The sequence below is a fragment of the Comamonas sp. Tr-654 genome (assembly GCF_011752915.1).
GTDB lineage: Bacteria > Pseudomonadota > Gammaproteobacteria > Burkholderiales > Burkholderiaceae_C > Comamonas.
The window spans coordinates 688,456-712,555 of the sequence record NZ_VWWQ01000003.1; the positions used below are offsets into that span (position 1 = coordinate 688,456).

21 protein-coding genes are annotated in these 24,100 nt (G+C 62.7%); 8 read left to right on the top strand and 13 right to left on the bottom strand.

What is annotated here, in order from left to right; all coding sequences use genetic code 11:
- The first annotated feature begins 111 nt into the window (after window positions 1-111).
- Entirely contained in the window at window positions 112-819 is a 708-nt protein-coding gene (locus F3J24_RS12835; protein WP_167006690.1) for a riboflavin synthase subunit alpha, read from the top strand.
- Between the two features lie 67 nt (window positions 820-886).
- Here the strand turns inward: F3J24_RS12835 and F3J24_RS12840 are convergent, their stop codons facing one another.
- The 4 genes from F3J24_RS12840 to F3J24_RS12855 form a co-directional block, all read right to left on the bottom strand.
- Window positions 887-3,370 (bottom strand): heavy metal translocating P-type ATPase, encoded by a 2,484-nt coding sequence (locus F3J24_RS12840; protein WP_167006693.1) that lies wholly within the window; start codon window positions 3,368-3,370, stop codon window positions 887-889.
- A 105-nt stretch (window positions 3,371-3,475) separates the two neighbouring features.
- The gene (locus tag F3J24_RS12845; protein WP_167006695.1) at window positions 3,476-4,426 is read right to left on the bottom strand and encodes a 2-hydroxyacid dehydrogenase; all 951 of its coding nucleotides are present in this window, start codon (window positions 4,424-4,426) and stop codon (window positions 3,476-3,478) included.
- Between the two features lie 69 nt (window positions 4,427-4,495).
- Window positions 4,496-5,266, bottom strand: coding sequence for a class II aldolase/adducin family protein (locus F3J24_RS12850; RefSeq protein ID WP_167006697.1), 771 nt, complete (start codon window positions 5,264-5,266; stop codon window positions 4,496-4,498).
- A complete protein-coding gene (locus tag F3J24_RS12855) occupies window positions 5,248-6,129 on the bottom strand; it encodes a TauD/TfdA family dioxygenase (protein WP_167006699.1) in 882 nt (293 codons plus the stop codon). Before F3J24_RS12855 ends, F3J24_RS12850 begins: the two co-directional genes overlap by 19 nt.
- 244 nt (window positions 6,130-6,373) lie before the next feature.
- Here F3J24_RS12855 and F3J24_RS12860 point away from each other — a divergent pair, with 244 nt between their 5' ends.
- On the top strand, window positions 6,374-7,027 hold the full coding sequence (locus tag F3J24_RS12860) for a TetR/AcrR family transcriptional regulator (protein ID WP_167006701.1): 654 nt from the start codon (window positions 6,374-6,376) through the stop codon (window positions 7,025-7,027).
- A 50-nt stretch (window positions 7,028-7,077) separates the two neighbouring features.
- Here F3J24_RS12860 and F3J24_RS12865 read toward each other — a convergent pair whose 3' ends face one another.
- Genes F3J24_RS12865 through F3J24_RS12890 form a run of 6 tightly spaced genes read right to left on the bottom strand, consistent with a single transcriptional unit; the run spans window position 7,078 to window position 13,580 of the window.
- Window positions 7,078-8,802: a biotin carboxylase N-terminal domain-containing protein gene (locus tag F3J24_RS12865; RefSeq protein WP_167006704.1), complete on the bottom strand. Its 1,725-nt coding sequence runs from the start codon at window positions 8,800-8,802 to the stop codon at window positions 7,078-7,080.
- Window positions 8,803-8,813: 11 nt separating this feature from the next.
- Entirely contained in the window at window positions 8,814-10,439 is a 1,626-nt protein-coding gene (locus F3J24_RS12870; protein ID WP_167007032.1) for an urea amidolyase family protein, read from the bottom strand.
- 5 nt (window positions 10,440-10,444) lie between these two features.
- Window positions 10,445-11,212, bottom strand: a complete 768-nt coding sequence (locus F3J24_RS12875) for a LamB/YcsF family protein (protein ID WP_167006707.1) — start codon at window positions 11,210-11,212, stop codon at window positions 10,445-10,447.
- A gap of 23 nt (window positions 11,213-11,235) precedes the next feature.
- On the bottom strand, window positions 11,236-11,898 hold the full coding sequence (gene pcp, locus F3J24_RS12880) for a pyroglutamyl-peptidase I (RefSeq protein ID WP_167006710.1): 663 nt from the start codon (window positions 11,896-11,898) through the stop codon (window positions 11,236-11,238).
- 12 nt (window positions 11,899-11,910) lie between these two features.
- Window positions 11,911-12,864 (bottom strand): DUF979 domain-containing protein, encoded by a 954-nt coding sequence (locus tag F3J24_RS12885; RefSeq protein WP_167006713.1) that lies wholly within the window; start codon window positions 12,862-12,864, stop codon window positions 11,911-11,913.
- Window positions 12,861-13,580: a DUF969 domain-containing protein gene (locus F3J24_RS12890; RefSeq protein ID WP_167006717.1), complete on the bottom strand. Its 720-nt coding sequence runs from the start codon at window positions 13,578-13,580 to the stop codon at window positions 12,861-12,863. The genes F3J24_RS12885 and F3J24_RS12890 overlap by 4 nt, the downstream gene beginning before the upstream one ends.
- 292 nt (window positions 13,581-13,872) lie before the next feature.
- Here F3J24_RS12890 and F3J24_RS12895 point away from each other — a divergent pair, with 292 nt between their 5' ends.
- The 4 genes from F3J24_RS12895 to F3J24_RS12910 all read left to right on the top strand — a co-directional run bounded on the left by F3J24_RS12895 (window position 13,873) and on the right by F3J24_RS12910 (window position 17,577).
- A complete protein-coding gene (locus F3J24_RS12895; RefSeq protein ID WP_003074324.1) occupies window positions 13,873-14,550 on the top strand; it encodes a GntR family transcriptional regulator in 678 nt (225 codons plus the stop codon).
- Window positions 14,551-14,721: 171 nt separating this feature from the next.
- Window positions 14,722-15,705, top strand: a complete 984-nt coding sequence (locus F3J24_RS12900) for a TRAP transporter substrate-binding protein (RefSeq protein WP_167006720.1) — start codon at window positions 14,722-14,724, stop codon at window positions 15,703-15,705.
- Window positions 15,706-15,782: 77 nt separating this feature from the next.
- Window positions 15,783-16,289 carry a TRAP transporter small permease gene (locus F3J24_RS12905; protein WP_167006723.1) on the top strand — a complete coding sequence of 169 codons (507 nt, stop codon included), beginning with the start codon at window positions 15,783-15,785 and terminating at the stop codon, window positions 16,287-16,289.
- Entirely contained in the window at window positions 16,282-17,577 is a 1,296-nt protein-coding gene (locus F3J24_RS12910; RefSeq protein WP_167006726.1) for a TRAP transporter large permease, read from the top strand. Before F3J24_RS12905 ends, F3J24_RS12910 begins: the two co-directional genes overlap by 8 nt.
- 397 nt (window positions 17,578-17,974) lie before the next feature.
- Here F3J24_RS12910 and glmS read toward each other — a convergent pair whose 3' ends face one another.
- A complete protein-coding gene (glmS, locus tag F3J24_RS12915) occupies window positions 17,975-19,891 on the bottom strand; it encodes a glutamine--fructose-6-phosphate transaminase (isomerizing) (protein WP_167006729.1) in 1,917 nt (638 codons plus the stop codon).
- Window positions 19,892-20,027: 136 nt separating this feature from the next.
- Here glmS and F3J24_RS12920 point away from each other — a divergent pair, with 136 nt between their 5' ends.
- Window positions 20,028-20,528: an Lrp/AsnC family transcriptional regulator gene (locus tag F3J24_RS12920; RefSeq protein ID WP_167006732.1), complete on the top strand. Its 501-nt coding sequence runs from the start codon at window positions 20,028-20,030 to the stop codon at window positions 20,526-20,528.
- Window positions 20,529-20,655: 127 nt separating this feature from the next.
- On the top strand, window positions 20,656-21,789 hold the full coding sequence (locus F3J24_RS12925) for a diguanylate cyclase AdrA (RefSeq protein ID WP_167006735.1): 1,134 nt from the start codon (window positions 20,656-20,658) through the stop codon (window positions 21,787-21,789).
- A 4-nt stretch (window positions 21,790-21,793) separates the two neighbouring features.
- Here F3J24_RS12925 and F3J24_RS12930 read toward each other — a convergent pair whose 3' ends face one another.
- Together F3J24_RS12930 and glmU are read right to left on the bottom strand one after the other, a co-directional pair.
- The gene (locus tag F3J24_RS12930; RefSeq protein WP_167006738.1) at window positions 21,794-22,591 is read right to left on the bottom strand and encodes a HAMP domain-containing sensor histidine kinase; all 798 of its coding nucleotides are present in this window, start codon (window positions 22,589-22,591) and stop codon (window positions 21,794-21,796) included.
- Window positions 22,591-24,021, bottom strand: a complete 1,431-nt coding sequence (gene glmU / locus F3J24_RS12935) for a bifunctional UDP-N-acetylglucosamine diphosphorylase/glucosamine-1-phosphate N-acetyltransferase GlmU (protein ID WP_167006741.1) — start codon at window positions 24,019-24,021, stop codon at window positions 22,591-22,593. Before glmU ends, F3J24_RS12930 begins: the two co-directional genes overlap by 1 nt.
- Window positions 24,022-24,100 lie beyond the last annotated feature (79 nt).

The following is a 24,100-nucleotide window of genomic DNA, read 5'->3' on the forward strand; positions in this document are numbered from 1 at the left end:
CTTCTTACAGTGCAGGAGACGCTCTGTCCGCTCTGCAGAACACAGGCAAAATAGCTTTTTTGACCCAAGGTCGGCGCCCGGCGTCCGCCTGTTGATAAGAGAGTCTGCACCGTGTTTACCGGCATCATTCAGGCCGTGGCAAAGATTGCCGCGCTGCGCGACCAGGACGGCCTGCGCACCTTCATCATGGAGTTCCCCGAAGGCTTCTGCCAGGACCTGGCCATTGGCGCCAGCGTCTCGCACGACGGCGTCTGCCTGACGGTGACCGAAAACCTCTCGCCCACCAGCGCCAGCTTTGACGTGATGCTGCAAAGCCTGAACATCACCACGCTGGGCAGCTGCAAGGCCGGCGACACGCTCAATGTGGAGCGCGCCGCCAAGGACGGTGCCGAGATTGGCGGCCACCCGCTGTCGGGCCATGTGGACTTCATGGCGCCGCTGCTGGAGGTGATGCAGACCGAGACCAATCACAAGATCCGTTTCGGCATTCCCGAGGCCTTTCGCCCCTATGTGTTTGCCAAGGGCTATATCGCCGTCAACGGCGCCAGCCTGACGGTGGCCGAGGTGAATCGCAAGGAGGGCTGGTTCGAGGTCTGGCTGATTCCCGAAACCCTGCGCATGACAGTGTTCGGCGGCAAGAAGGTTGGCGATCTGGTCAATATCGAGATCGAGCGCAGCACACAGGTGGTGGTCGATACCGTGCGCGAAACCGTGGAAGCCAGCCTGGGCCGGCTCAAGCCCGTGCTCGAAGCCCTGCTGCAAGAAAAAGGCCTGAGCCTGGACGATTTTGTGGACGTGCCGCAGTTGCCCAAACAATAGCCCTGGCAAGGGGTAAGCGCCGGAATATCTTCCAGCGCCTGTCCATCCGTTGCTGCCGCCCCTCTTGTCAGAGAGCCGGTTTGAAGCGCTTGAGCCGCAGCGCGTTGGAGAGCACGAAGACGCTGGACAGCGCCATGGCCCCAGCGGCAAACACGGGCGACAGCAGCATGCCGTTGAACGGATAGAGCAGCCCTGCCGCCACCGGTATCAGCGCCACGTTGTAGGCAAAGGCCCAGAACAGGTTCTCGCCAATGTTCTTCATGGTGGCCTTGGACAGCGCGATCGCATTCGGAACGCCCGAGAGATCGCCCGACATCAGCACCACATCGGCCGCCTCGATGGCAATATCGGTGCCCGTGCCTATGGCGATGCCCACATCGGCTTCGGCCAGGGCTGGCGCGTCATTGATGCCGTCGCCCACATAGGCCAGCGTGCCATGCTCGGCCTTGAGGCGCTTCACGCTCTCGACCTTGCCGCCGGGCAGCACCTCGGCCACCACCTCGTCAATGCCCAGTTGCCTGGCAATCGCCTCGGCCGTGTGACGGTTGTCGCCGGTGATCATGGCCACCTTCAGGCCCAGTGCGTGCAAGGCATCGATCGCGGGCTTGCTGGTGGGCTTGATCGGATCGGCCACGGCAATCATGGCCGCCACGCGGCCACCGATGGCCGCATACAGCGGCGTCTTGCCTTCGCTGCCCAGCCGCTCGGCCTCGGCCGCAAAACCGTCAACGCTCAGGCCGAGCTCGCGCATGAAGCGGTCGGCACCGATCTCCACCTGATCGCCCAGCACCACGGCACGCACGCCGAAACCGGTCACCGATGCGAAATCGCTGATGGCCGGAATCTCCAGCCCTTCGGCTTTGGCCGCATCGACAATGGCGCGCGCGATCGGATGCTCGCTGCGGTCTTCCACGGCGGCTACCTGCGCCAGCACAGCGCCGCGCTCAAAGCCGCATGCCAGCACCAGATCGGTGAGTTCGGGGCGGCCACGGGTCAGCGTACCGGTCTTGTCCACAGCCACCACCCTGGCATCCTTGAGCTGTTGCAGTGCCTCGCCCTTGCGCAGCAACACGCCCATTTGTGCGGCACGGCCGGTGCCCACCATGATGGAAGTCGGCGTGGCCAGGCCCATCGCGCAGGGGCAGGCGATGATGAGCACGGCCACGGCATTGACCAGGGCAAAGCTCAGCGCGGGATCAGGACCCCAGATCAGCCAGATCACAAAAGTCAGCAGGGCCGCGGCCATGACGGCCGGCACAAACCACATGGTGATCTTGTCCACCAGGGCCTGTATCGGCAGCTTGCTGCCCTGGGCCTGCTCCACCATGCGGATGATCTGCGCCAGCAGCGTATCGGCGCCCACCTTGGTGGCCCTGAATGCCAGCGCACCGTTCTGATTGACGGTGCCGCCCACCACTTCGGCGCCCTCGGCCTTCTCGACCGGCACGGGCTCGCCGCTGATCATGGATTCGTCAACAAAGCTGCGGCCTTCGATGACCTCGCCATCGACGGGAATGCGCTCGCCCGGACGCACTTCGATCAGATCGCCGGCACGCACCTGGGCGATATCGATTTCCTGCACCAGGCCTTCGCAACGCACGCGCGCGGTCTTGGCCTGCAACTGCACCAGACGGCGAATGGCCTCCGAAGTATTGCCCTTGGCACGCGCCTCCAGAAAGCGGCCCAGCAGGATCAGCGCCACGATGACGGCCGCAGCTTCGAAGTACACATTCACGGTGCCTGCAGGCAGCCATTGCGGCACAAAGGTCGCGACCACCGAATAGGCAAACGCCGCCGAGGTGCCGACGGCGACCAGAGAATTCATGTCGGGTGCAGCGCGCAGCAGGGCGGGCACGCCTTTCTCGAAGAAGCGCCGGCCCGGCCCGAACAGCACCACGGCCGTCAGCGCGAACTGGATGTACCAGCTGTTCTGCGTGCCGATGCTGCCCGCAATCCAGTGATGAAACGCGGGCACCATGTGACCGCCCATTTCCAGCAGAAACACGGGCAGTGCAAACAGGGTCGCAAAGATCAGGGAACGCTTGAGCGATTCGCGCTCCTGTGCCTGGCGCTGGGCTGTGGCGTCCTCGCCAGTCGCGCCGGCGCTGTGCGCAACGGGCTGCGCTTCATAGCCGGCCTTTTCAATCGCCGCGATCAGAGCGCCCACCGTCACGCCGCCCTGCAGCTGCACGCTGGCACGTTCGGTCGCGAGATTCACCACTGCATCCTGCACTCCGGGCACCTTCTTGAGCGCGCGCTCCACACGGCCGACGCAGGACGCGCAGGTCATGCCGTTCACCTGCAGATCCACGCTTTGCGCGGGCACCGCGTAGCCCGCTTTTTCGATCGCCGCTACGGCCTGCGGCAGGATGGCCGCAGCCTGCGCCGGATCGGCCACGGTGAGGCTCGCTTTCTCCGTGGCCAGATTGACCACGGCCTCCTGCACGCCAGGCACTTTCTTGAGCGCCCGCTCCACCCGGCCCACGCAGGAAGCGCAGGTCATTCCTTCCACAGACAGCTCAAAGGCTCCGCTTTTGGTCAGTGCATTCATCGCGTTCTCCATTCACGTTGAAGGCAACTGTAGAGATTGACATCATGTAAAGGTCAAGCCCTCGGCAAAAAACCTCTACCTGCAGGGTGCAAAACCTGTGGCGGTTCAATCTGTGATTTCGGGCAGTCCGAAGTGCTGCAGCAGGCATGCCTCGGCCTGTGCAAGCATGGCCTGCAAGCCTTGCAGGGTGGAGCTGGCCATGTGCGGTGTCAGCACCGTATTGGGCAGGTCGATCAATGCCTCTGGCACTTGCGACTCATGCGCATACACGTCGAGTGCCGCCGCCGCAATCGTGCGTTCCTGCAAAGCCTGCTGCAATGCCGCTTCATCGACGATGGAGCCGCGCCCCACGTTCACCAGCACGCCCTGCGGCCCCAGGGCCTGCAGCACGCGGGCATCGATCAGCCCTCGGGTTGCAGGCCCGCCGCTGGCGCAGACCACGAGAAAATCCACCTCGGCGGCCAGCTTCAGCACGCTGTCACACCAGCGGTACGGCACATCGTCCTTGGCAGCGCGCCCCGTATAGGCAATCGACATATCAAAGGCCTGCGAGCGCCTGGCCACGGCACGGCCGATGCGCCCCAGGCCGACGATGCCCATGCGCCGCCCCGAAAAGCGCAGGGTGGGCGGATACCGCCCTTGCAGCCAGCGCCCCTGCCGCACAAACTCATGGGCCTGCACGATCTGCCGCGTGGCAGCCAGCAGCAGGGCCAGCGTGTGATCGGCGATGTCTTCGGCACAGACCTCGGGCGCCTTGCTCACCTTGATGCCCAGTTCTGCGGCTGCGTCGAGATCGATGCCGTCCCGGCCCACACCGATGACGACGATCAGCTCCAGCGCCGGCCACTGCTGCATCTGTTCGCGGCTGACGATGGACTGGGCATTGCACAGCATGGCTCGCACCGGAGCGCACAGCTCGCTGCGCCGGGCGCTGCCGATCCCGGTCGCCTCAAGCAGCTCGAACTGCAGCTGCAGTCTTTCGTGCATGGCTGGCGCCAGCGCCGTGTGAAGCAGCAGTAGGGGACGCTGCGGGTTCGGTGATTCATGGATGGACATGGGAGGGCTTCCGGTTGATTGATGCAGTCTTCGCTTTCCGCCAGCAGCGGGCGGAAAGCAAAAGCGGGCCTACTCCAGCACGCCGGGATCGCGGCGGATTTCCTCGCGGCACATGGCCTCCCAGAGGAAGGGGAAGCCGTTGAGGTCGGTGCGCGCTCCGGTCGCCTGGATCACTGCATCGCTCAAGGGGGTTCCGCCACCGAGCGCCTGCACCCGCCAGGCCAGGCGGCAACGCCACTCCAGCGTGATGGCACGCAGATGCGCCTGGCGAATGCTCTCGCCCACCACCAGCGCACCATGATTGGCCAGCAGCGCCCATTTGCTCTGGCCCAATGCGCCGGCCACGGCATTGCCCAGCTCGCGCTGCTCCACCGTGCCCCGGTATTCGTCATAGACCACGGGGTCGGTATCTACCAGGGCCGAGGTCTGGTCATACACCGGCGGCACCTTGCCCGTGGCCGACCAGACCGAGCTCCATTCGGGATGGTTGTGGATGACCACGCGCACATCGTGGCGCTTTTCATGCACGTCCATGTGCAGCCGGATGGCCGGAGTGATGTTCCAGTCGCCCTCGATCACCTGGCCTTGTGCATCCAGCCTCAGGATGTCCGAGGCCGTCAGCTCGCTCCATGTCAGCTCCCAGGGATTGGCAAGATAGCTGCCGTCATCCAGGCGCAGGGTGATGTGGCCCGCGATATGGTCGTTATAGCCTTCGCGCGAGAGCACGCGGCACAACAGCGCAAGCTGCTGGCGATCACCGAGCGCAGGCAGCAGCGGCTTGCGACCCGGGCGCGGCGCGTATCTGGACAGCAGCTCCTGGTTTATTCCGTCGTGGCGCATGCTGCCTCCTGTTCGTGGTGCTTCTGGGCAACAGCCTCCTGGCGAGCAAACACCGATGCACGGTGCATGCGGCGCTGGTGCGGGGCGTAGTCCATGATGGCGTTGTGCACCACGCTGCGGTTGTCCCAGATCACCATATCGCCCAGCACCCAGCGGTGCTTGAACAGGAACTCCACCTGCATGCAGTGCGCATGCAAATAGGTCAGGATGGCATGGCTTTCGGCCTGCGGCAGGCCGTCTATATGCGTGACATAGGTGGGGCTGACGTAGAGTGCCTTGCGCCCCGTGAGCGGATGCACGCGCACCATCGGGTGCAACTGGCGACGGTTCTGCGCGACCACTTCCACATAGCGCTCATGTGTGCAGATGCCATGCTGCAGCGCCGCCGTCATGGGTCTGTTCATGTCATGCCAGGCACTCAGGCCATCAAGGTACTGCTTCATCTGCGGCGACAGCGCATCGTAGGCACTGGTCATGCTGATCCAGCAGGTATCGCCCCCCGTGGGCGGCAGGATGCGCGCATGGGTCATGGTGACGATGGGCGGACTGGGCAGAAAGCTCTCGTCGTGGTGCCACATATCAGCGCGGTCACCGAGCTTGGAGTCGATGACCGTGATCTGCTCATAGCCCTGGCCCAGATTGGGATAGAAGGTATGGACTTCGGCCTCGCCAAAATACCTGGCAATCGCAAGATGCTGATCGGGCGTCATATCGGGCACATGCAGCACCAGTGCTTCATGTCTGAGCAGGGCGGCTTCCAGCGCCTGCAGGGTTTGCGCAGACAACGTGTCTGCCAGGTCCAGCTTCAGCACTTCGGCACCGATGCGCGGGCCGAGAGTCTGAACCGAGATGGGGGATGACATGTGCTTTCTCCTCTATGCAGTGTCTTGTCCGAGTGCAGCGCTTCTGTCTCCTGCACAGCGTCTGCCTCAGGCTTTGTCGGGCCGCTCCTTAGCGATAGGATGGCGAGCAGCCTGATCCAAAGTCTAGGCAGAGGGAGTGGGTTTTTCCACTCGCATTCCAGCCCCCTCAAAGACGTCGCAAGTCATTGATGGAAAAAGAAAAAATCAGCACTAACAGACAAACCGAAGACAGGACTTGCATTTCATGGACGCGCCAACCACCCCACGCCCCAAGGAGCAGTTGCCGCAACCGCGCAAACAGCCTGTGCAGGCACGCTCCAGGGCGCTGGTTGATGCCATTGCCGAAGCCTGTTTGCGCCTTCTCGAAAAGGAAGGCGAGGACGCTCTCACGGTCAATCGCATTGCAGAGGTGTCGGGTGCTGCCGTGGGCTCCATCTACCAATACTTTCCCAACAAGGAGTCCATGATTGCGGCAGTGTATGAGCGCCTGCTCGATCAGGAATCCGAGCAGCTTTTCCAGATGCGCGAGCAGCTGCAGGGCCTGTCGCTCGAAGCCATATTGCGCCAGATCTTTGCGAACATGATCCGGGTCGAGCAGCGCCTGCATCAGCTCAGCCATGCTTTCCACACGCGCTATCGCACGGCCTTGCATCTGGGTCTGTGGCATGCACCGCAGGCCAGCCGGGAGGAATTCATCAACACCACCTGGCTGCCACTGCTGCAGATGCATGGCTCGCAGGTGCAGACCGACAACCTGCCAATGGCCGCCTATCTGCTGGGCCAGGGCCTGCGCGAGATCATTCACAGCGCCGTGCACGATGTGCCGCAGCAGGCCCGCTCACCCGAGTTTCTCGATGCACTGGTGGCCATGGCCATGAGCTGCGTGAAGCGAAGCTAGAAAAACAAAGCGCGACCCAGGGGTCGCGCTTCAAGCGGAGCTGGCCAGGCTTATCGGATATGCGCGATCACGGCACTCAAGGTCTGCGCGGCGCCTGCCTGCGCGGCCAATGTGACGCGACCGCTCTTGTGGGCCGAGACCTGCATTTCCATCTTCATGGCTTCCATCACGGCGATCACATCGCCTTCCTTGACCTCGTCACCGTCGGCCACCTTCCAGGCGTGCAGATTGCCGGCAATGGGCGAGATGACCGCATCAGGGTCCACGCTTTGCTGCGCGGCGGCCTGAGCCACGCCCGTCGTCGGTGCAGACAGCCCTTGCAGCAGCATGGCGGGCAGGCCCAGCTGCACGCGGCGACCGTCGATCTCGATGGCGGTGCGCAGCAGGCTTGTGTCGGCCACAGGCTCGGCGCGGGCGGCAGCGGCCAGGGGCTCGGCAAATTCGGTCTCGATCCAGCGGGTGTGGACGTTGAAGCCCGCAGTCCCCACAAAGTCGGCCTGATTCAGCACAGCCTTGTGGAAGGGCAGCACCGAAGCCACGCCCTCGATGCGGAACTCGGCCAACGCACGCCGGGCACGGGCCAGCGCCTGCTCGCGCGTGGCCCCCGTGACGATGAGCTTGGCCATCATGGAGTCAAACGTGCCGGGGATCACCGAGCCGGACTCGACGCCCGAATCGAGCCGCACGCCCGGCCCCGAAGGCGGGGCAAAGCGCGTGATCAGACCCGGCGTGGGCAGAAAGCCGCGGCCCACGTCTTCGGCATTGATGCGGAACTCGATGGAATGGGCCCGTGGTGCGGGAGTCTGCGTGAAGGACAGCGGCAGACCGTCGGCCACACGCAGCTGTTCCTGCACCAGATCGATGCCCGTGGTTTCCTCGGTCACGGTGTGCTCGACCTGCAGGCGGGTATTGACCTCAAGGAAGGAAATGGAGCCGTTGCCGCTGAGCAGAAACTCCACGGTTCCCGCACTGACATAGCCGGCTTGCGCACAGATCGCCTTCGCCGCGCTGTGAATTCGTTCGCGCTGGGCATCGCTGATGAAGGGGGCAGGAGCCTCTTCCACCAGCTTCTGGTTGCGGCGCTGCAGCGAGCAATCGCGCGTGCCCAGCACAACCACATTGCCGTGCGTGTCGGCAATCACCTGCGCCTCAATATGGCGCGGCTTGTCGAGGAACTGCTCGACAAAACACTCGCCACGACCGAAAGCCGTCACGGCCTCGCGCACGGCGGATGCATACAGCTCTGCCACTTCGTCCATGTGCCAGGCGATCTTCATGCCACGGCCACCACCACCAAAAGCGGCCTTGATGATGATGGGCAGACCATGCTGCTGGGCAAAGGCCAGCACTTCGTCGGCATCCTTGACGGGATCGGGCGTTCCGGCCACCAGCGGCGCACCGACCTGCAGCGCAATCTTGCGCGCCTCGACCTTGTCGCCCAGCTTGGCAATGGTGTCGGGGCGCGGGCCGATCCAGACCAGACCCGCATCCAGCACGGCCTGCGCAAAGGCTTCGCTCTCGGACAGAAAGCCATAGCCGGGATGGACTGCATCGGCGCCCGAACGCTTTGCAATCGCAATCAGTTTGGCGATTTTCAGATAGGTGTCGGCGGGCTTGTCGCCATCGAGGCCGTAGGCCTCGTCGGCACGGCGCACGTGCAGGGCATCGATATCGGCATCGGCATAGACGGCGACGGATTTAACGCCATAGTCGGCACAGGCGCGTGCAATGCGCACGGCGATCTCACCACGGTTGGCAATCAGAACTTTTTTCATCAACTCACTCCTCACTCCGCAGCTGCAGGCACCAGCTCTGCAAAGGCGCGGATGGGGTTAAAACGAATCCAGGCCCCTACGGGAATCTGTCCCGCAAGATCCAGATGATGGGGTGCCACGCAGCCGATGACTGGATAGCCGCCGGTCAAGGGGTGGTCGGCCAGAAACAGCACGGGCTGGCCGCTGGCGGGAACCTGGATGGCCCCCAGCGGCGTGCCCTCGCTGGGCAGCTCGCTGCTCACGGCGCGCGTCAGCGCCTGTTCTCCGGCCAGGCGCAGGCCCACGCGATTGGACTGGGGCGTGACCTGCCAGCGCTGTGCGGCCAGCAAGGCAACGGCCTCGGGCGTGAACCAGTCGGTACGCGGGCCCAGCTCCACATCCAGCACCACCTCGCCATCCGGGGCCGGCAGCTCCTGCACCGGCAGGGTCAGCTCGGCCACCACGGCCTGGGGGGCCGGCAGCACCGCCAGCAACTGTCCAGTTTGCAGAGCGGGCGGGCCGACATGGGCCAGGGTGTCCGTCGAAGCGCTGCCCAGCACGGGAGCCACCTCGTAGCCGCCGCGCACCGCCACATAGCAGCGGGCACCGGCCACGGGCTGGGCAAGGCTCAGCGTGTCGCCATCGGCCAGCGCAATCGCGGCATAGCGCGGCGCAGACCAGCTGCGCCCGTCGGCCGTGGTGATGCCAAGAGGAGCGTCCGCGCCAGTCACGGCCACTACATTCTCGCCCACGCTTTGCAGCGACAGGCCGCCGCCTACCGTCTCCAGCACCGGCAACTGGCTACCGTTGCCGACCAGCCTGTTGGCCGTCTTGAACGCAGCCTGATCCATGGCACCGGAGGCAGAAACGCCCTGGCCGGCCTGGCCATGGCGACCTCTATCCTGGAACAGTGTGAGCAGACCCGTGGCGCGCACCCGCAAGGCACAGCCATTGAAGCTCGTAGCTGATTGCGCCTGATCCGTATTGATTTCAGATACTTTTCTATCTGAAATCGATTCAGAAAATACGCTGGCAGCTTCTTTTTGAGTAGCAGCATCGACAAACTGCACGCGATAGCCGGGCTGCAGCAACGCAGGCAGATCGCGCGCCAGATCCCACATCGCGGCATCGGTCACGCCGATGATCTGCCAGCCGCCGGGGCTGGCCTGGGGATAGACAGCGCTGAAGCTGCCGGCCAGCGCCACGGCGCCCGCAGGCACCTTGGTGCGCGGCGTGGCACGGCGTGGCACGTTGAAGACGGGGTCGCCGCCGCTCAGATAGGCAAAGCCCGGCGCAAAGCCGGTGAAGGCCACCGACCATTCGCTGCCCGTGTGGCGGCGCACCACCTCTTCGGCCGTGATGCCCAGGATCTGGGCGACTTCGGCCAGATCCTCGCCGTCATAGCGCACGGGAATCTGCACCAGCACGTCCGAGCGCTGCACACTGCCGCTCAGATCGCAGGCAGCAATGCGCCGCACCAGCTGCGCCGCGCCGATGATATGGGGCGCAAACTGTACAAGAATGGTACGCGCGGCAGGCACCAGCTCCTGCACGCCTTCTATGGGACTAGCCTGCAAGGCACCCAGCAGCACCAGCGTCTGCTGCAGGTCGGGCAGCTCCACCAGGATGGCGTGGCGGTTGACGGGTAAAAAGCGCATGGCACTCATGGTGCGGATTCCACAAAGGAGGTGATCTGCACGCCCTCCTGCTCGAAGCGCTGGCGGATGTTGCGTGCAATGGCCACGGCACCGGGGCTGTCGCCGTGCACGCAGATGGAATCGGCCTGCACACGCACCAGGCTGCCGTCCACGGCCTCGATCACGCCCTCACGCACCAGGGTCAGCATGCGCTGGGCAATCAGGTTTTCGTCATGCAGCACGGCACCGGGCTCGCGGCGCGAAACCAGGGCGCCATCTGGCGTGTATCCTCGATCGGCAAAGGCCTCGGCCACCACGTTCAGGCCCGCATCGCGGGCCCATTCAATCAGGGGAGCACCTGCCAGCGCCATCAACACCAGCCTGGGATTGATGGCCTTGATGGCATTGATCACATCCATGGCCTGACGCTTGTCCTGGGCAATGGTGTTGTAGAGCGCACCGTGCGGCTTGACGTACTGGACACTGGTTCCGACCGCCTGCGCCAGGCCTTGCAGAGCACCGATCTGGTAGATCACATCGGCCACCAGATCGCCGCTGGCCACATCCATGTTGCGACGCCCGAAACCCGACAAGTCGCGGTAGGCCACATGCGCGCCGACAACCACGCCGCGCGCCTTGGCGGCCCTGAGCGTGGCCAGTATCCCGGCCGCATCGCCGGCATGAAAGCCGCAAGCCACATTGGCGCTGCTGACGATGTCCAGCATGGCCGCATCGTCGCCCATGCGCCAGGCGCCGAAGCTCTCGCCCAGATCGCTGTTCAAATCCATTTTCATCATCATTCTTCTCCCGGTCGGCATCAATGCAGCTGACCTGCGTGTTCCTGCAAATCCTGCTGCACCGTCATGGCCGTATGAATGGCTGTGCGTATGCCCTGAATCTGTGTCTCCAGCGCCATGCTGGCCATGCCTGGCTGGCGCGCGGCCTGCTGCGGCAGCGCGGGTATGTGAATAAAGCCGCCGCGCACGCCAGGGGCCGCACGGCGCGACAGCCTGTGCATCAGGGCATAAAACACATGGTTGCAGACAAAAGTGCCCGCGGTGTTCGATACCGCAGCCGGAATGCCCGCGTCCCGCAGATGGCGCACCATGGCCTTGATGGGCAGGGTCGAGAAGTAGGCCGCGGGCGCGTCGCGCACCACGGACTGATCGACGGGCTGATGGCCCGCGTTGTCCGGAATGCGGGCATCGTCGATATTGATGGCCACACGCTCCGGCGTGATTTCCGAGCGCCCGCCGGCCAGCCCCAGGCTGATGATCAGCGTGGGCTGGAGCCTGGCCAGCGCCTCGTCCAGCGCCGTCATGGCCGCGCCGAACACGCAGGGCAGTTGCACGGCATGCACCACGCCATCCGCAATCAGCTCGCCGTCCAGCGCGCGCGCCACTTCCCACGAGGGGTTGACGCTATCTTTGTCGAAGGGCTCAAAGCCGGTCAGCAGGATTCGGTGGGCAGCCTCAGTCATAGCAACTCTCTCTTATCGGAACATCAGGAAGTTGAGCAGGAACACATTCACGATCAGCAGCGTGATGGCCGTGGGAACCTGCGCACGGATGACGGCATTCTTGTCAATTTCCAGCAGTGCGGCGGGCACCAGGTTGAAGTTGGCCGCCATAGGCGTCAGCAAGGTGCCGCAGTAGCCCGACAGCATGCCGACTGCCGCCATCACGGCCGGGTCACCATGGTAGACGCCAACCAGCACGGGCACGCCCACGCCGCCGGTCATCACCGGAAAGGCCGCAAAGCCATTGCCCATGATGACGGTGAACAGCGCCATGCCGATCACGTACACGGCCACGGCCACAAAGCGCACATCCATGTTGATGTAGGTGGTGGTCACATAGGCGACGGCCTTGCCCACGCCGGCATCAGAGAACACCAGACCCAGCATGCCCAGCATCTGCGGCAGCACCAGGGCCCAGCCCAGTGCGTCGATCAGGCGGTGCGACTCGCGCAGCCCCTGCACCGGGGTCTCGCGTGTCATCTTGCAGGCCAGCACCAGCGCAATCACGCAGCCGATGCCCAGGCTGACCAGAGTGCTGTTCTTGGGGTCGATCAGGGGTGTGCCGCCAAAGACCAGATGCTTGGCCGACAGCGTGCCCACCATCGTGATCAGCGGGATGGCCAGCGCCGGCACGAACAGCTTGTTGCCCAGGCGCTTGGCGCTTTCCAGGTATTGCGCATCGGTGCGCGGCTGGTGCTTGCCGCCCATGACGCCGCCGAAACCGGCAATCAGGGCCATGATCACCGCCACCGCCCCCACCCATACAGGCGGCAGCAGATCACCGACGAGGAACACCAGCGCATACAGCGCCCAGAACAGGCCCGCAGAGAAACGGCGCGGGTTGCTGCCGTCGCGCAGCGTCATCACGGCCGTCACCGCCAGCACCAGGCCGACGAGGTAGTACAGGTATTGAATGGTGATGGTCATGCCTGTTCTCCCTGGGCAACTTTCTTTTCTGCAGCAATTTCACGCGCCAACTGCCTGTCCAGGCGATGCAGGCGGAAGGCATGGATGGCAAAGGCCGAGATGGCCGTAGGAATGCCCCACAGCGCGACATGAATCGGTTCGACCTCGATGCCGGCCTCCTTCAGGAAGGTGGTCATCAGCACGATCGCGCCAAAGGCCACGAAGATGTCCTCACCAAAGAACAGGCCCACGTTGTCCGTGGCAGCCGACATGGCACGCAGCTTCTCGCGTACCTTGCCCGACAGCTTGCCGTAGCGGTTTTCCGTCGCGCCTTCGGCCATGGGGGCCAGCAACGGACGCACCATCTGGGGATGCCCTCCAAGGCTGGTCAGGCCGATGGCTGCCGTGAGCTGACGCGCTGCCAGGTAGACGATCAGCAGGCGACCGGCTGTGGCCGACTTGATGGAGCTGATCCAGTTCTGCGCATGCTGACGCAGGCCATGACGCTCCAGCAGGCCGATCACGGCCAGCGGCAGCAAGATGATGAGCGGCAGATTGCGGGTCTTGATGAAGCCGGCCCCGATGGCGGCCAGAACCTTGTCCAGCGGAAAGCCTGCCGCGAAGGCGGTGCCGATGGCGGTCACGATGACCACCAGCATGGGGTTAAAGCGCAGCGCGAAGCCGGCAATGATGATGAGCACGCCGATCAGCGGCCACAGGTTTACGTCTACAGGCATGGAAGCCTCCGGAAATCACGCCCTGATCCGCTGCGCGGCGGGCTCTACCAAAGACGGGAACGCTATTGGCAACCCCGCCAGCTCTTTTGAAGAAGGCTGGGCAGCTCTGCTCCAGAGCCGCTTCATCCCTCCAATTGTTGAACAATCTATTTAGATTGATTCCACAAATGAAATTGTTTGCAGAACAAATAGACTTTGTAATAGAGCAAACCCTAGGTCTCACCACTCTTTTGAACTTCTCTGGGTCAACAGAACGATGGCTACACTCTGGCGACAGCCAAAAGGGAATGCCATGAAAGTCGCCGCAGAGGTCCAGAACCTGACCGAACGCATCGCCGAAGAAATACGCAGCCAGCTGGTCAAGGGCGTGCTGAGCCCGGGCCAGCGACTGTCAGAAGCAGCACTCAGCGAAGCGCTGGATATTTCGCGCAACACCTTGCGCGAGGTGTTCCGCATGCTGACCAAGGAAGGTCTGCTGGTACACGAGCCCAACAAGGGCGTATCGGTGGCCGTGCCCAGCATGGCGTCCATCATCGATATCTATCGCGTGCGGCGCATGATCGAGTGCCAGGCACTTGCACAGGCCTATCCCATGCACCCGGCACTGACGCGGATGCGCGAGGCCGTGGAAAGCGGCCAGCGGCACAGCGAGGCCGAGGACTGGTCCGAGGTGGGCACCGCCAATATGGCGTTTCACAAAGCCATTGTGGCCCTGGCCGACAGCGAACGCCTCAACGAGATGTTCTCCCATCTGCTGGCGGAGCTGCGCCTGGCCTTCGGCCTGCTGCGCGACCCGCATTTTCTGCATGCCCCCTATGTAGGCATGAATCTGAAGATTCTGCAGATCTTCGAAGCCGGCAGGCCCGCAGAGGCGGCGCAGGAACTCAGTGCCTATCTGGTGCACTCGGAGCGCATCATTCTGGCCGCCTATGCCCGGCGTCTGGCAGAGGCGGGCATCAAGGCTCCCTGAAATTTCTTGTTCAACAATTCAGCCCCACTCAATGGAGATAATCTAGAAAACGCCCTACGCTTTCTAAAAACTCGTTGAAATCCCTCATGGATGTTTGTTGAGACAAATGCTACTTTTGGCACAACTCTTGCCTGAGTTCATTCGTCCGCATCTCTTATCCAAGGAGTTTTCATGAAGCGTCGCCTTTTCTGCGCCACCGCCACCTTGCTCGCCAGCATCGGCATTGCCGGTCATGCAATGGCTCAAACCAAGTGGGATTTCGCCACCGCATACGGGCCTGGAAACTTTCACTCCAAGAACAACGAACTGTTTGTGAAAGATGTGGATGCCGCCACGGGCGGCAAGCTCAAGATCACGCCGCACTTTGGTGCATCGCTGTTCAAGATGCCCGAAATCAAGCGTGCCGTGCAAACCGGCAATGCACAGATGGGCGAGTTCTTTCTGGTGAGCTTCCAGAACGAGTCGCAGATCTTCGGCACCGATGGCCTGCCCTTTCTCGTGAACAACTACGAGGATGCCTACAAGCTCTACCAGGCCCAGAAACCCGCACTGCAAAAGCTGCTGGACAAGCAGGGGCAGGTGCTGCTGTATTCCGTGGCCTGGCCGCCCCAGGGCATCTACACCAAGAAACCCATCAGCTCCGCAGCCGATCTCAAGGGCATGAAGTGGCGCGTCTACTCGCCGACCACGGCCCGCATCGGCGAGCTAATCGGAGCCCAGCCCGTAACCGTGCAGGAAGCCGAGCTGTCCCAGGCACTGGCAACCGGCGTGGTGGATGGTCTGATCACCTCCAGCGCGACCGGCGCCGACAACAAGCTGTTTGAAAGCCTGAAGTACTACTACAACGTGCAGGCCTGGATTCCCAAGAATGCCGTGACCGTGAGCAAGAAGGCCTTTGGCGCACTGGACAAGAGCACGCAAGAGGCCGTGCTCAAGGCCGCTGCCGCCGCCGAGCAGCGCGGCTGGAAAGAGTCCAGAGAAGTGGATGCGCGCTCGATAGCAGCCCTCAAGCAAGGCGGCATGCAGGTCGAGCAGCCCTCCGCCCAGCTCAAGGCCGATCTGGGCAAGATCGGCGCGACTGTAATCAAGGAATGGACGGACAAGGCCGGCGCTGACGGCCAGGCCATTCTCGTCGACTACAAGGCTGGCAAGTAAGGCGCAGGTCGCGTCCGACCGTCCAGTTCCGGCATCGGGCTGGCGGCGGATGGCCTCATCCGCTCAGGAAGACAAGCATGCGCAACTTACTCAATGGTTTATATGAAGGCAGTGCCTGGCTTGCAGGCATCGCCATGATCGGCGTGCTGGCGATGGTGCTGCTGACCATCACCAGCCGGCTTTTTGGCTTCAGCGCTCCGGGCACCGATGCCTACGCAGGCTATGCCATGGCCGGCGCCGGCTTCATGGCCCTGGCCAGCACCTTGAAGAAAGGTGAACATATCCGCGTCACCTTGCTGCTGGGTGCACTCAAGGGCCAAGCCCACAAGGCGCTGGAGCTGACCGCCCTGGGCGTCGCCACCATTCTTTCGGCCTTTCTGGCTTTCTATTCCACGCGCCTGGTCTGGCAGTCCTGGGAGATCGAAGACATCTCCGTGGGTATCGACGCCACACCGCTGTGGATTCCGCAGATATTCATGGCTCTGGGCACGCTTGTTTTTTTCATCGCGTTCTGTGACGAACTGGTGCTGGAGCTGCTGGGCAAACGCAAGGCGGTAGAGAAGGAGGGAACCCCTCATGAATGAAATCACCGCAAGCATTGCACTGATCGTGGTGCTGCTGGTTCTGCTTGGCGGCGGCGTCTGGGTCGGACTGGCTCTGGCGGGCGTTGCCTGGTTCGGCATGGAGTTCTTCACCGCACGCGCTGCGGGCGATGCCATGGCCATGACCATCTGGAGCTCTGCCAGCAGCTGGACCTTGACGGCTCTGCCGCTGTTTGTCTGGATGGGCGAGATTCTCTACCGCACCAATCTGTCCGAGAGCATGTTTCGCGGCCTGGCACCCTGGGTCAATGCGCTGCCGGGCCGCCTGCTGCACACCAACGTCATAGGCTGCACGATTTTTGCGGCGGTGTCCGGCTCCTCAGCCGCCACCTGCGCCACCGTGGGCAAGATGAATGTGCCCGAGCTTCGCAAGCGCGGCTATCCCGAGAACATGGTGATCGGCTCGCTGGGCGGTCCCGCCACGCTGGGCCTGCTGATACCGCCCTCCATCATCCTGATCGTCTACGGGGTATCGGCCGAGCTGTCGATCTCCAAGCTGTTCATGGCGGGCGTCCTGCCAGGCATCATGCTGGCCCTGATGTTCAGCGGCTGGATCGTTGTCTGGGCCTTGATGAACCCGGACAAGGTGCCCAAGGCCGACAGCACCACGAGCTTCAAGCAGAAAGTCTACGAGTCGCGCCATCTGATCCCCGTTGTGCTGCTGATCTCGGGCGTGATTGCCAGCATCTACAGCGGCATTGCCACGGCAACCGAGGCCGCCGGCATAGGCGTGATGGGAGCACTGATCCTGTCGGCCCTGCAAGGTGCTCTGAGCTGGAAGAACTTCAAGGACTCGCTGTTCGGAGCCACCCGACTTTACTGCATGATCGCGCTGATCCTCGCCGGTGCTGCCTTCATGACCTTGTCCATGGGCTATATCGGCCTGCCACGCCAGCTGGCCGAATACGTGGGCAGCCTGAACCTCTCGCCCGCCATGCTGATCGTGGTGCTGGGCCTGTTCTACATTCTCATCGGCTGTTTTCTGGACGGCATCTCCACCATTGTGCTGACCTCCAGCGTGGTCCTGCCCATCATCCAGGCCGCAGGCATCGACCCCTTGTGGTTCGGCATCTTTCTCGTCATCACGGTGGAGACTGCTCAGATCACGCCGCCAGTAGGCTTCAACCTGTTCGTGCTGCAGGGCATGACAGGCAAGCAGATCACCTACCTGGCCCGGGTCTGCGCACCGTACTTCCTATTGATGGTGCTGGCACTCGTGATACTGTGGTTCTTCCCGCAGATCGTGACCGTGCTGCCCAATAATATGTAAGCAAAATCGCTCTGCACAAGCGCCCCGAAAGGGGCGTTTCTCATGGGCGAGCCAGAATGGCTGCATGCATGCCGGGACATGCGAGCTTCAGCGCCGGGATGTGGATGTCGAATCCCTCTGACAGGGTGTTACGAAAAATGCGCACTACGCTGTTAGATTGGACGGGTTAGCCATCCAGACACATCGCAATGAAAGAAAAAATCAACTTCATTGAGAGGGAGCGCCTCTACCGACATGAACTCAAACGCCGCCGCGTCAAATTTCTACCCATGCAGGTACTGCGTCGGGTCTTCAAGGCAGCAGGAGTCTAGCCAGCGCTGAAGCCAGCCATCCACCTGCCATGCCCAAACCAAAAAGCGCTCCCAGGGAGCGCTTTTTCGTCGCAGAGACCGTCTGCTTATTCCACCGTTACCGACTTGGCCAGGTTGCGCGGCTTGTCCACATCGGTGCCGCGTGCCACCGCCGTGTGATAGGCCAGCAGTTGCAGCGGCACCACGTGCAGGATGGGGCTCAGTGCACCATAGTTCTCGGGCATGCGAATCACATGCATGCCTTCGCTGCTTTCGATATTGGTCTTGGCATCGGCCAGCACATAGAGAACACCGCCGCGCGCACGCACTTCCTGCATATTGCTCTTGAGCTTTTCCAGCAGTTCGTCGTTGGGCGCCACGGTGACCACAGGCATCTGGCTGTCCACCAGCGCCAGCGGGCCATGCTTGAGCTCGCCAGCGGGATAGGCCTCGGCGTGGATATAGCTGATTTCCTTGAGCTTGAGCGCGCCTTCCAGAGCGATGGGGTAGTGAATGCCGCGCCCCAGGAACAGTGCGTTTTCCTTCTTCGCAAAGTCTTCGGCCCAGCTGATGATCTGCGGCTCCAGCGCCAGCACGGACTGCAGGGCCACGGGAAGATGGCGCATGGCCGTCAGATACTGCTGCTCTTTCTCTTCCACCAAGCGTCCCTTGGACTGGGCCAGCGCCAGCGTCAGCAGGAACAGGCCTGCCAGCTGTGTCGTGAAGGCCTTGGTCGATGCCACGCCGATCTCCACGCCAGCGCGGGTGATATAGGCCAGCTCGCACTCGCGCACCATGGCACTGGTGGCCACATTGCAGATGGTCAGGCTGTGCTTCATGCCCAGGCTCTGGGCATGGCGCAGGGCCGCCAGCGTGTCGGCCGTCTCGCCCGACTGGGTGATGGTCACGATCAGGGTCTTGGGATCGGGCACGCTGGTGCGGTAGCGGTACTCGCTGGCCACTTCCACATTGCAGGGAATCCCGGCAATCGACTCGATCCAGTACTTGGCCGTGCAGCCGCTGTAATAGCTGGTGCCGCAAGCCAGGATCAGGACCCGGTCGATCTCCTTGAACACGCGCCAGGCCGCAGCACCGGTCTTGCCTTCCGAAGTGACCCCGTCAAACAGCTCGGGGGCAATGTTCTTCAAGCCCTCCAGCGTATCGCCCAGGGCGCGGGGCTGCTCGAAGATTTCCTTTTGCATGTAGTGGCGATAAGGGCCCAGCTCGGCTGCGCCGCTGTGTGCCATCACGGTCCTGACCGGACGCTGCTGCTCCGTCAGGCGCTCGCCGCTCCTGCTGATGACCCAGTAGCGTCCCGGCTGCAGATCGATCAGATCGCCCTCTTCCAGATACACGATCTGATCGGTGACGCCTGCCAGCGCCATCGCGTCGCTGGCCAGGAAATGCTCGCCGCCGTCCTTGCCTACACCCAGAATCAGCGGCGAGCCGGCGCGGGCGCCGACCACGCGCTGAGGCTCGTCCCGGTGCATGACGCCAATCGCGTAAGCACCATGCAGACGGGCCGTCGCGGCCTGCACGGCTTCGAACAGATCGCCGCTGTAGAGACTGTCCACCAGGTGGGCAATGACCTCGGTGTCGGTCTGGCTGGCAAATACATAGCCCTTGGCCTGCAGCTCGGTACGCAAGGCTTCGTAGTTCTCGATGATGCCGTTGTGCACCAGGGCCACGCGTGCCGGCGCATCGGCATCGGCCACGGGGGAGATGCCGGGGCCATGGCTGAAATGAGGATGGGCATTGCGCACCGCAGGTTCGCCGTGAGTGGCCCAGCGGGTATGGGCAATGCCGGTGAAACCTTCCACATGTTCGGTCTTGACCTGCTCCATCAGCTCGGCCACGCGGGCTGTGGAACGCGCACGCTGCAACCCAAGGCTCAAGCCGTTGGCGTCCGCGGCCTGCACCGCCACCCCACAGGAGTCATAACCGCGATACTCCAGTCGCTGCAAACCCTGGACCAGAACCGGAACGATATTGCGATGAGACACCGCAGCAACAATGCCACACATAGAGGTACACCTTAGGTTGATTGAGCGAGCATGCTATCTGCTGCAATGAAAAATTTTCAATCAATAAGAAATGAAAAATGACCGAAAATTTCACAATCACTGCAGTTTGATTTTTTATTCAATAAAATCCATATAAATGAATGAAGATTCCATCAATCTGGACCATACCGACCTCCAGCTACTGCAGCAATTGCAGCAGGATGCCAGCCTGAGCAACCAGGCCCTGGCCCGGCTGCTGGACCTGTCTGCCGCCACCTGCCTGCGCCGAGTCAAGCGACTGCAGGAACTGGGTCTGATCGAGAAACAGGTCGCCATCCTCAGCAGCGAACACATTGCACGCTTCACCGGCCATGGCCTACAGGCCATTGTGGAAGTCTCGCTGGACCGGCAGGACAGTGCCTCGCTGCTGCAGTTCGAGCACAAAGCCGTTGCCGAGCCCGGCGTGCAGCAATGCTGGCGCGTCTCTCCCGGCCCCGACTTCGTCCTCGTCATTGCCAGCGCCGACATGCCAGCCTATCTGGCCTTGAGCCAGAAGCTGTTCACGCAGGACGCCAATGTGCGCAATGTCAAAGCCTTCTTCAGTCTCAAACGCGCCAAATTCAGCACCGAACTGCCTTTGCCAGCCCCTCATCATTAGGGACTTGCACGCCTTTATTCTTGAACCGCAATGTGTGGTGTAGATGCTGCGCAGGCTCCTTAATATTTGATACAAATTGTATTAATTCGATTATTCTCGCGATCTTGACTTAAGCCAAATCCACCAGATGCCCTTGCATCGAGATATTCACCGACGCACCTATCCTCTGCGCGCCTCTTATATGGCACTGGGCGGAGCAGTGGTAGCTGCGAGCCTGTCATATCTCCCGACCAATCTCGCCTGGTGGGCATTCACGGCGGTAAGTGCACTGGCGTGGCCACATATTGCTTTTTTGCATTCAAGTCGGCAACAGGATCAGTTCCAGGCGGAGTATTTCAACTCCCTGATCGATGCGCTGATCGTCGGTTGCTGGATCGCTCTGATGCACTGGAGTCTGCTACCCAGCCTCTGCATTCTGGCCATAGGGGTGGCCGACCGCTTCTATACCGGATTGAAGCGCCGCTGGCTGCCATCCCTGATCGCACTGCTGTGTGGCATGTTTTTCATGAGCCTGGCCATCACGCCCAGCCCGCAATGGGATGCGCCGCTGGCAGTGCAACTGAGCCTGCTGCCGCTGATCGTCATGCACAGCGCCTATGCCAGCTGGTCCAACAGTCGCATGCTCAAGACTCTGGCCCGGCAGAATCTCCAGCTCAAGCTATTGGGGCGCATCGATCCGCTGACCACGGTATACAGCCGCGATTACTGGTGGAAAAAGGCCCGTGCCGCCCTGCACCAGCACCGCAGCGTCAAGGAGCAGACCTGTCTGCTGGTGATTGACATCGACCGTTTCAAAAGCGTGAACGATTTGTACGGTCATATTGTGGGCGACGATGTTTTGAAGCTGATCGGGCTGGCCATTAGAAACAGCCTGCGCAGCAACGATATTGCAGGGCGCTATGGCGGCGATGAATTCACCGTACTGTGCAAGCACACCACGGCCAGGGAGGCATATTCCGTGGCCATGCGCATTTGCGAAAAAATTGCCCAGATACGCGTTCGCGATTATCCGCAGCTGCAGATCAGCGCAAGCATCGGCGTTGCCGCAGCCGATGACAGTTTCGGCTCTGTGACCGAATGGATCAAAGCGGCCGACAGCGCGCTCTACAGCGCCAAGAGCGGTGGGCGCGACCAGGTGATGGATGCCACCCAGCAGCCCGAGAGGCAGCACAGCCCCTCCACCATGCCCATGCGACCCGAGTCGACACGGATCAGCGCGGCGAACCCCGGGCAGGAAAGCCTGGACCGCGACGTGGTCTGAGCACTCAGGGCAAGCAGGTCGGCCAGTGCATCTGCAGCTGGCATCCCGCATTGAGCTGCGCCTGAATTTCCGCCTCGCCGCCATGGCGGCGGCAGACGTCGCGCACCAGCGCCAAGCCGATGCCCAGGCCCTCGAACTCGGCTTCGCGATGCATGCGCTGAAAGACGCCAAACAGCTTGCCCGAGCGCGCCTGCTCGAAGCCGACGCCGTTGTCCGTCACCGAGATGGAGCAGCCGCCTTGCCCGTCGCGCTGCACATCGACCTGAATGCGTGCCAGCGGCATGGCTTGCGTGAATTTGACGGCATTGGCGAGAGCTGCATCCAAAGCCTGCTCCAGCAGATGCGGATCGGCCTGCAGCTTTGGGGCCGCAGCAGGCAGGCACCACTCTATGCGCCGGCCTTGCGTGCGCACCTGCAGACGCTGGCGCAGACTGCCCAGCAAGGCAGGCAAGTCCACGGGCTGCGGCTGCAGCACATGGCGCTGGGCCCGTGCCAGCTGCAGCAAGCCTTCGAACATGGCCGCCATGCGTTGGGCGGACTGGTCCATGGTTTGCAAAAAACTGCGCGCCTCTTCCAGGTCCTCGACACCAGGGCTGGGGGACTGCAGCAATTCGGCAATCAATGGGTTGAAAGCCAGCAGATGGCGCAGCGGGGCTCGCAGATCATGCGAGACCGCATGCACCCATTCCTGCTGGGCCGTGCGCAGGGCGGCCAGCTCGGCCTCGCGCTTGGCCAGCAGCGCCAGCGCCTCGTCCAGCGTCCGAGGCACCTTGCTTTCAACAACTGGATGCATGGGTTCCATCAGGCTTTGGGCAGCTTTTCTGGGCGCTTCCAGTTGCGGATGCTGACCTGCCTGCCGCGTCCGACCGTCAAAGCACCTAACTCGGTGTTCTTGGTCACGGTGGAGCCGCCGCCCACCGTACCACCGGCGGCAATGGTCACGGGAGCCACCAGCACGCAGTTGCTGCCGATATGCACATCGGCCTCGATCACGGTGCGGTGCTTGTTCACACCGTCATAGTTGGCCGTGATGCTGCCTGCGCCGTAGTTCACGCGTTCCCCCACCGTGGCATCGCCCAGATAGGCCAGGTGATTGGCCTTGGCGCCGTCGGCCAGGGTGGAGTTCTTGACCTCCACGAAGTTGCCGATATGCACTTCGCGACCCAGCTTGGCGCCGGGGCGCAAGCGGGCAAACGGGCCGATCAGCGCGCCCTGGCCCACTTCCACACCTGCCTTCTCGCCGTCGATGTGGGTGAAGGGATGGATCACGGCATCGTCGGCAATGCTCACATTGCTGAGATGGCAGTTGGCGCCGATCGTGGCACCGGCGCCAATCGTCACCTTGCCGGCAAAGATGCAGTTCACGTCGATTTCCACATCCTGGCCGCAGCTCAGGCTGGCCTTGGTGCCGCGAGCATCGTCGCGCAGGTCGAAGCGCGCAGGATCGGCCATGCGCACGCCCTGCTCCATCAGCCCACGCGCCTGGCGCAGCTGGTGCGCCCGTTCCAGCTCGGCCAGTTGCAGCGGACTGTTGACGCCCGCCACCTGCAGCGCATCGGCGATGCGATGGCCCACCACGGGCACGCCGTCGGCCACAGCCATGGCGACGATATCGGTCAGGTAGTACTCGCCCTGGGCGTTGTTGTTGTCGAGCTTGGCCAGCCATGCCGTCAGATGCCTGGCGGGCACGGCCATGATGCCGCTGTAGATCTCGGTGATGGCACGTTCGGCTTCGCTGGCGTCCTTTTGCTCGACGATGCGCTGCACTGTGCCGGCACCGTTGCGCACGATGCGGCCGTAGCCCGTGGGATCAGCCATGCTCACGGTGAGCAGGGCCATCTTGTCGCTGCCTGCGGCATCGAGCAGACCCTGCAGCGTGTCGGCCTGGGTCAGCGGCACATCACCCGACAGCACCACGACCAGGCCATCATCCTTGAGCGCAGGCACGGCCTGCTGCACAGCATGGCCGGTTCCCAGCTGAGGCTCCTGGCGCACAAACTTCAGATCCATGGTCCCATCCGCACCATTGGCGGCGGTGATGGCAGCCTCCACTTCCGCAGCGCCATGGCCCGTCACCACCACGGCCGAGCGCGCCTTGAGCTGCGCCGCGGTGTCCAGCACATGCTGCAACAGGGCGCGACCGGCCAGCTTTTGCAGCACCTTGGGATGGCGGCTTTTCATGCGGGTGCCTTTGCCGGCAGCCATGACGACGATGTCCAGAGGTGCAGTCATATTGATTTACGGGATGAAAACCGCCTGATTATCGACCCATAGCCTGCGCCAGCAACTGCAAGCGCAGGCAACAGTGGCC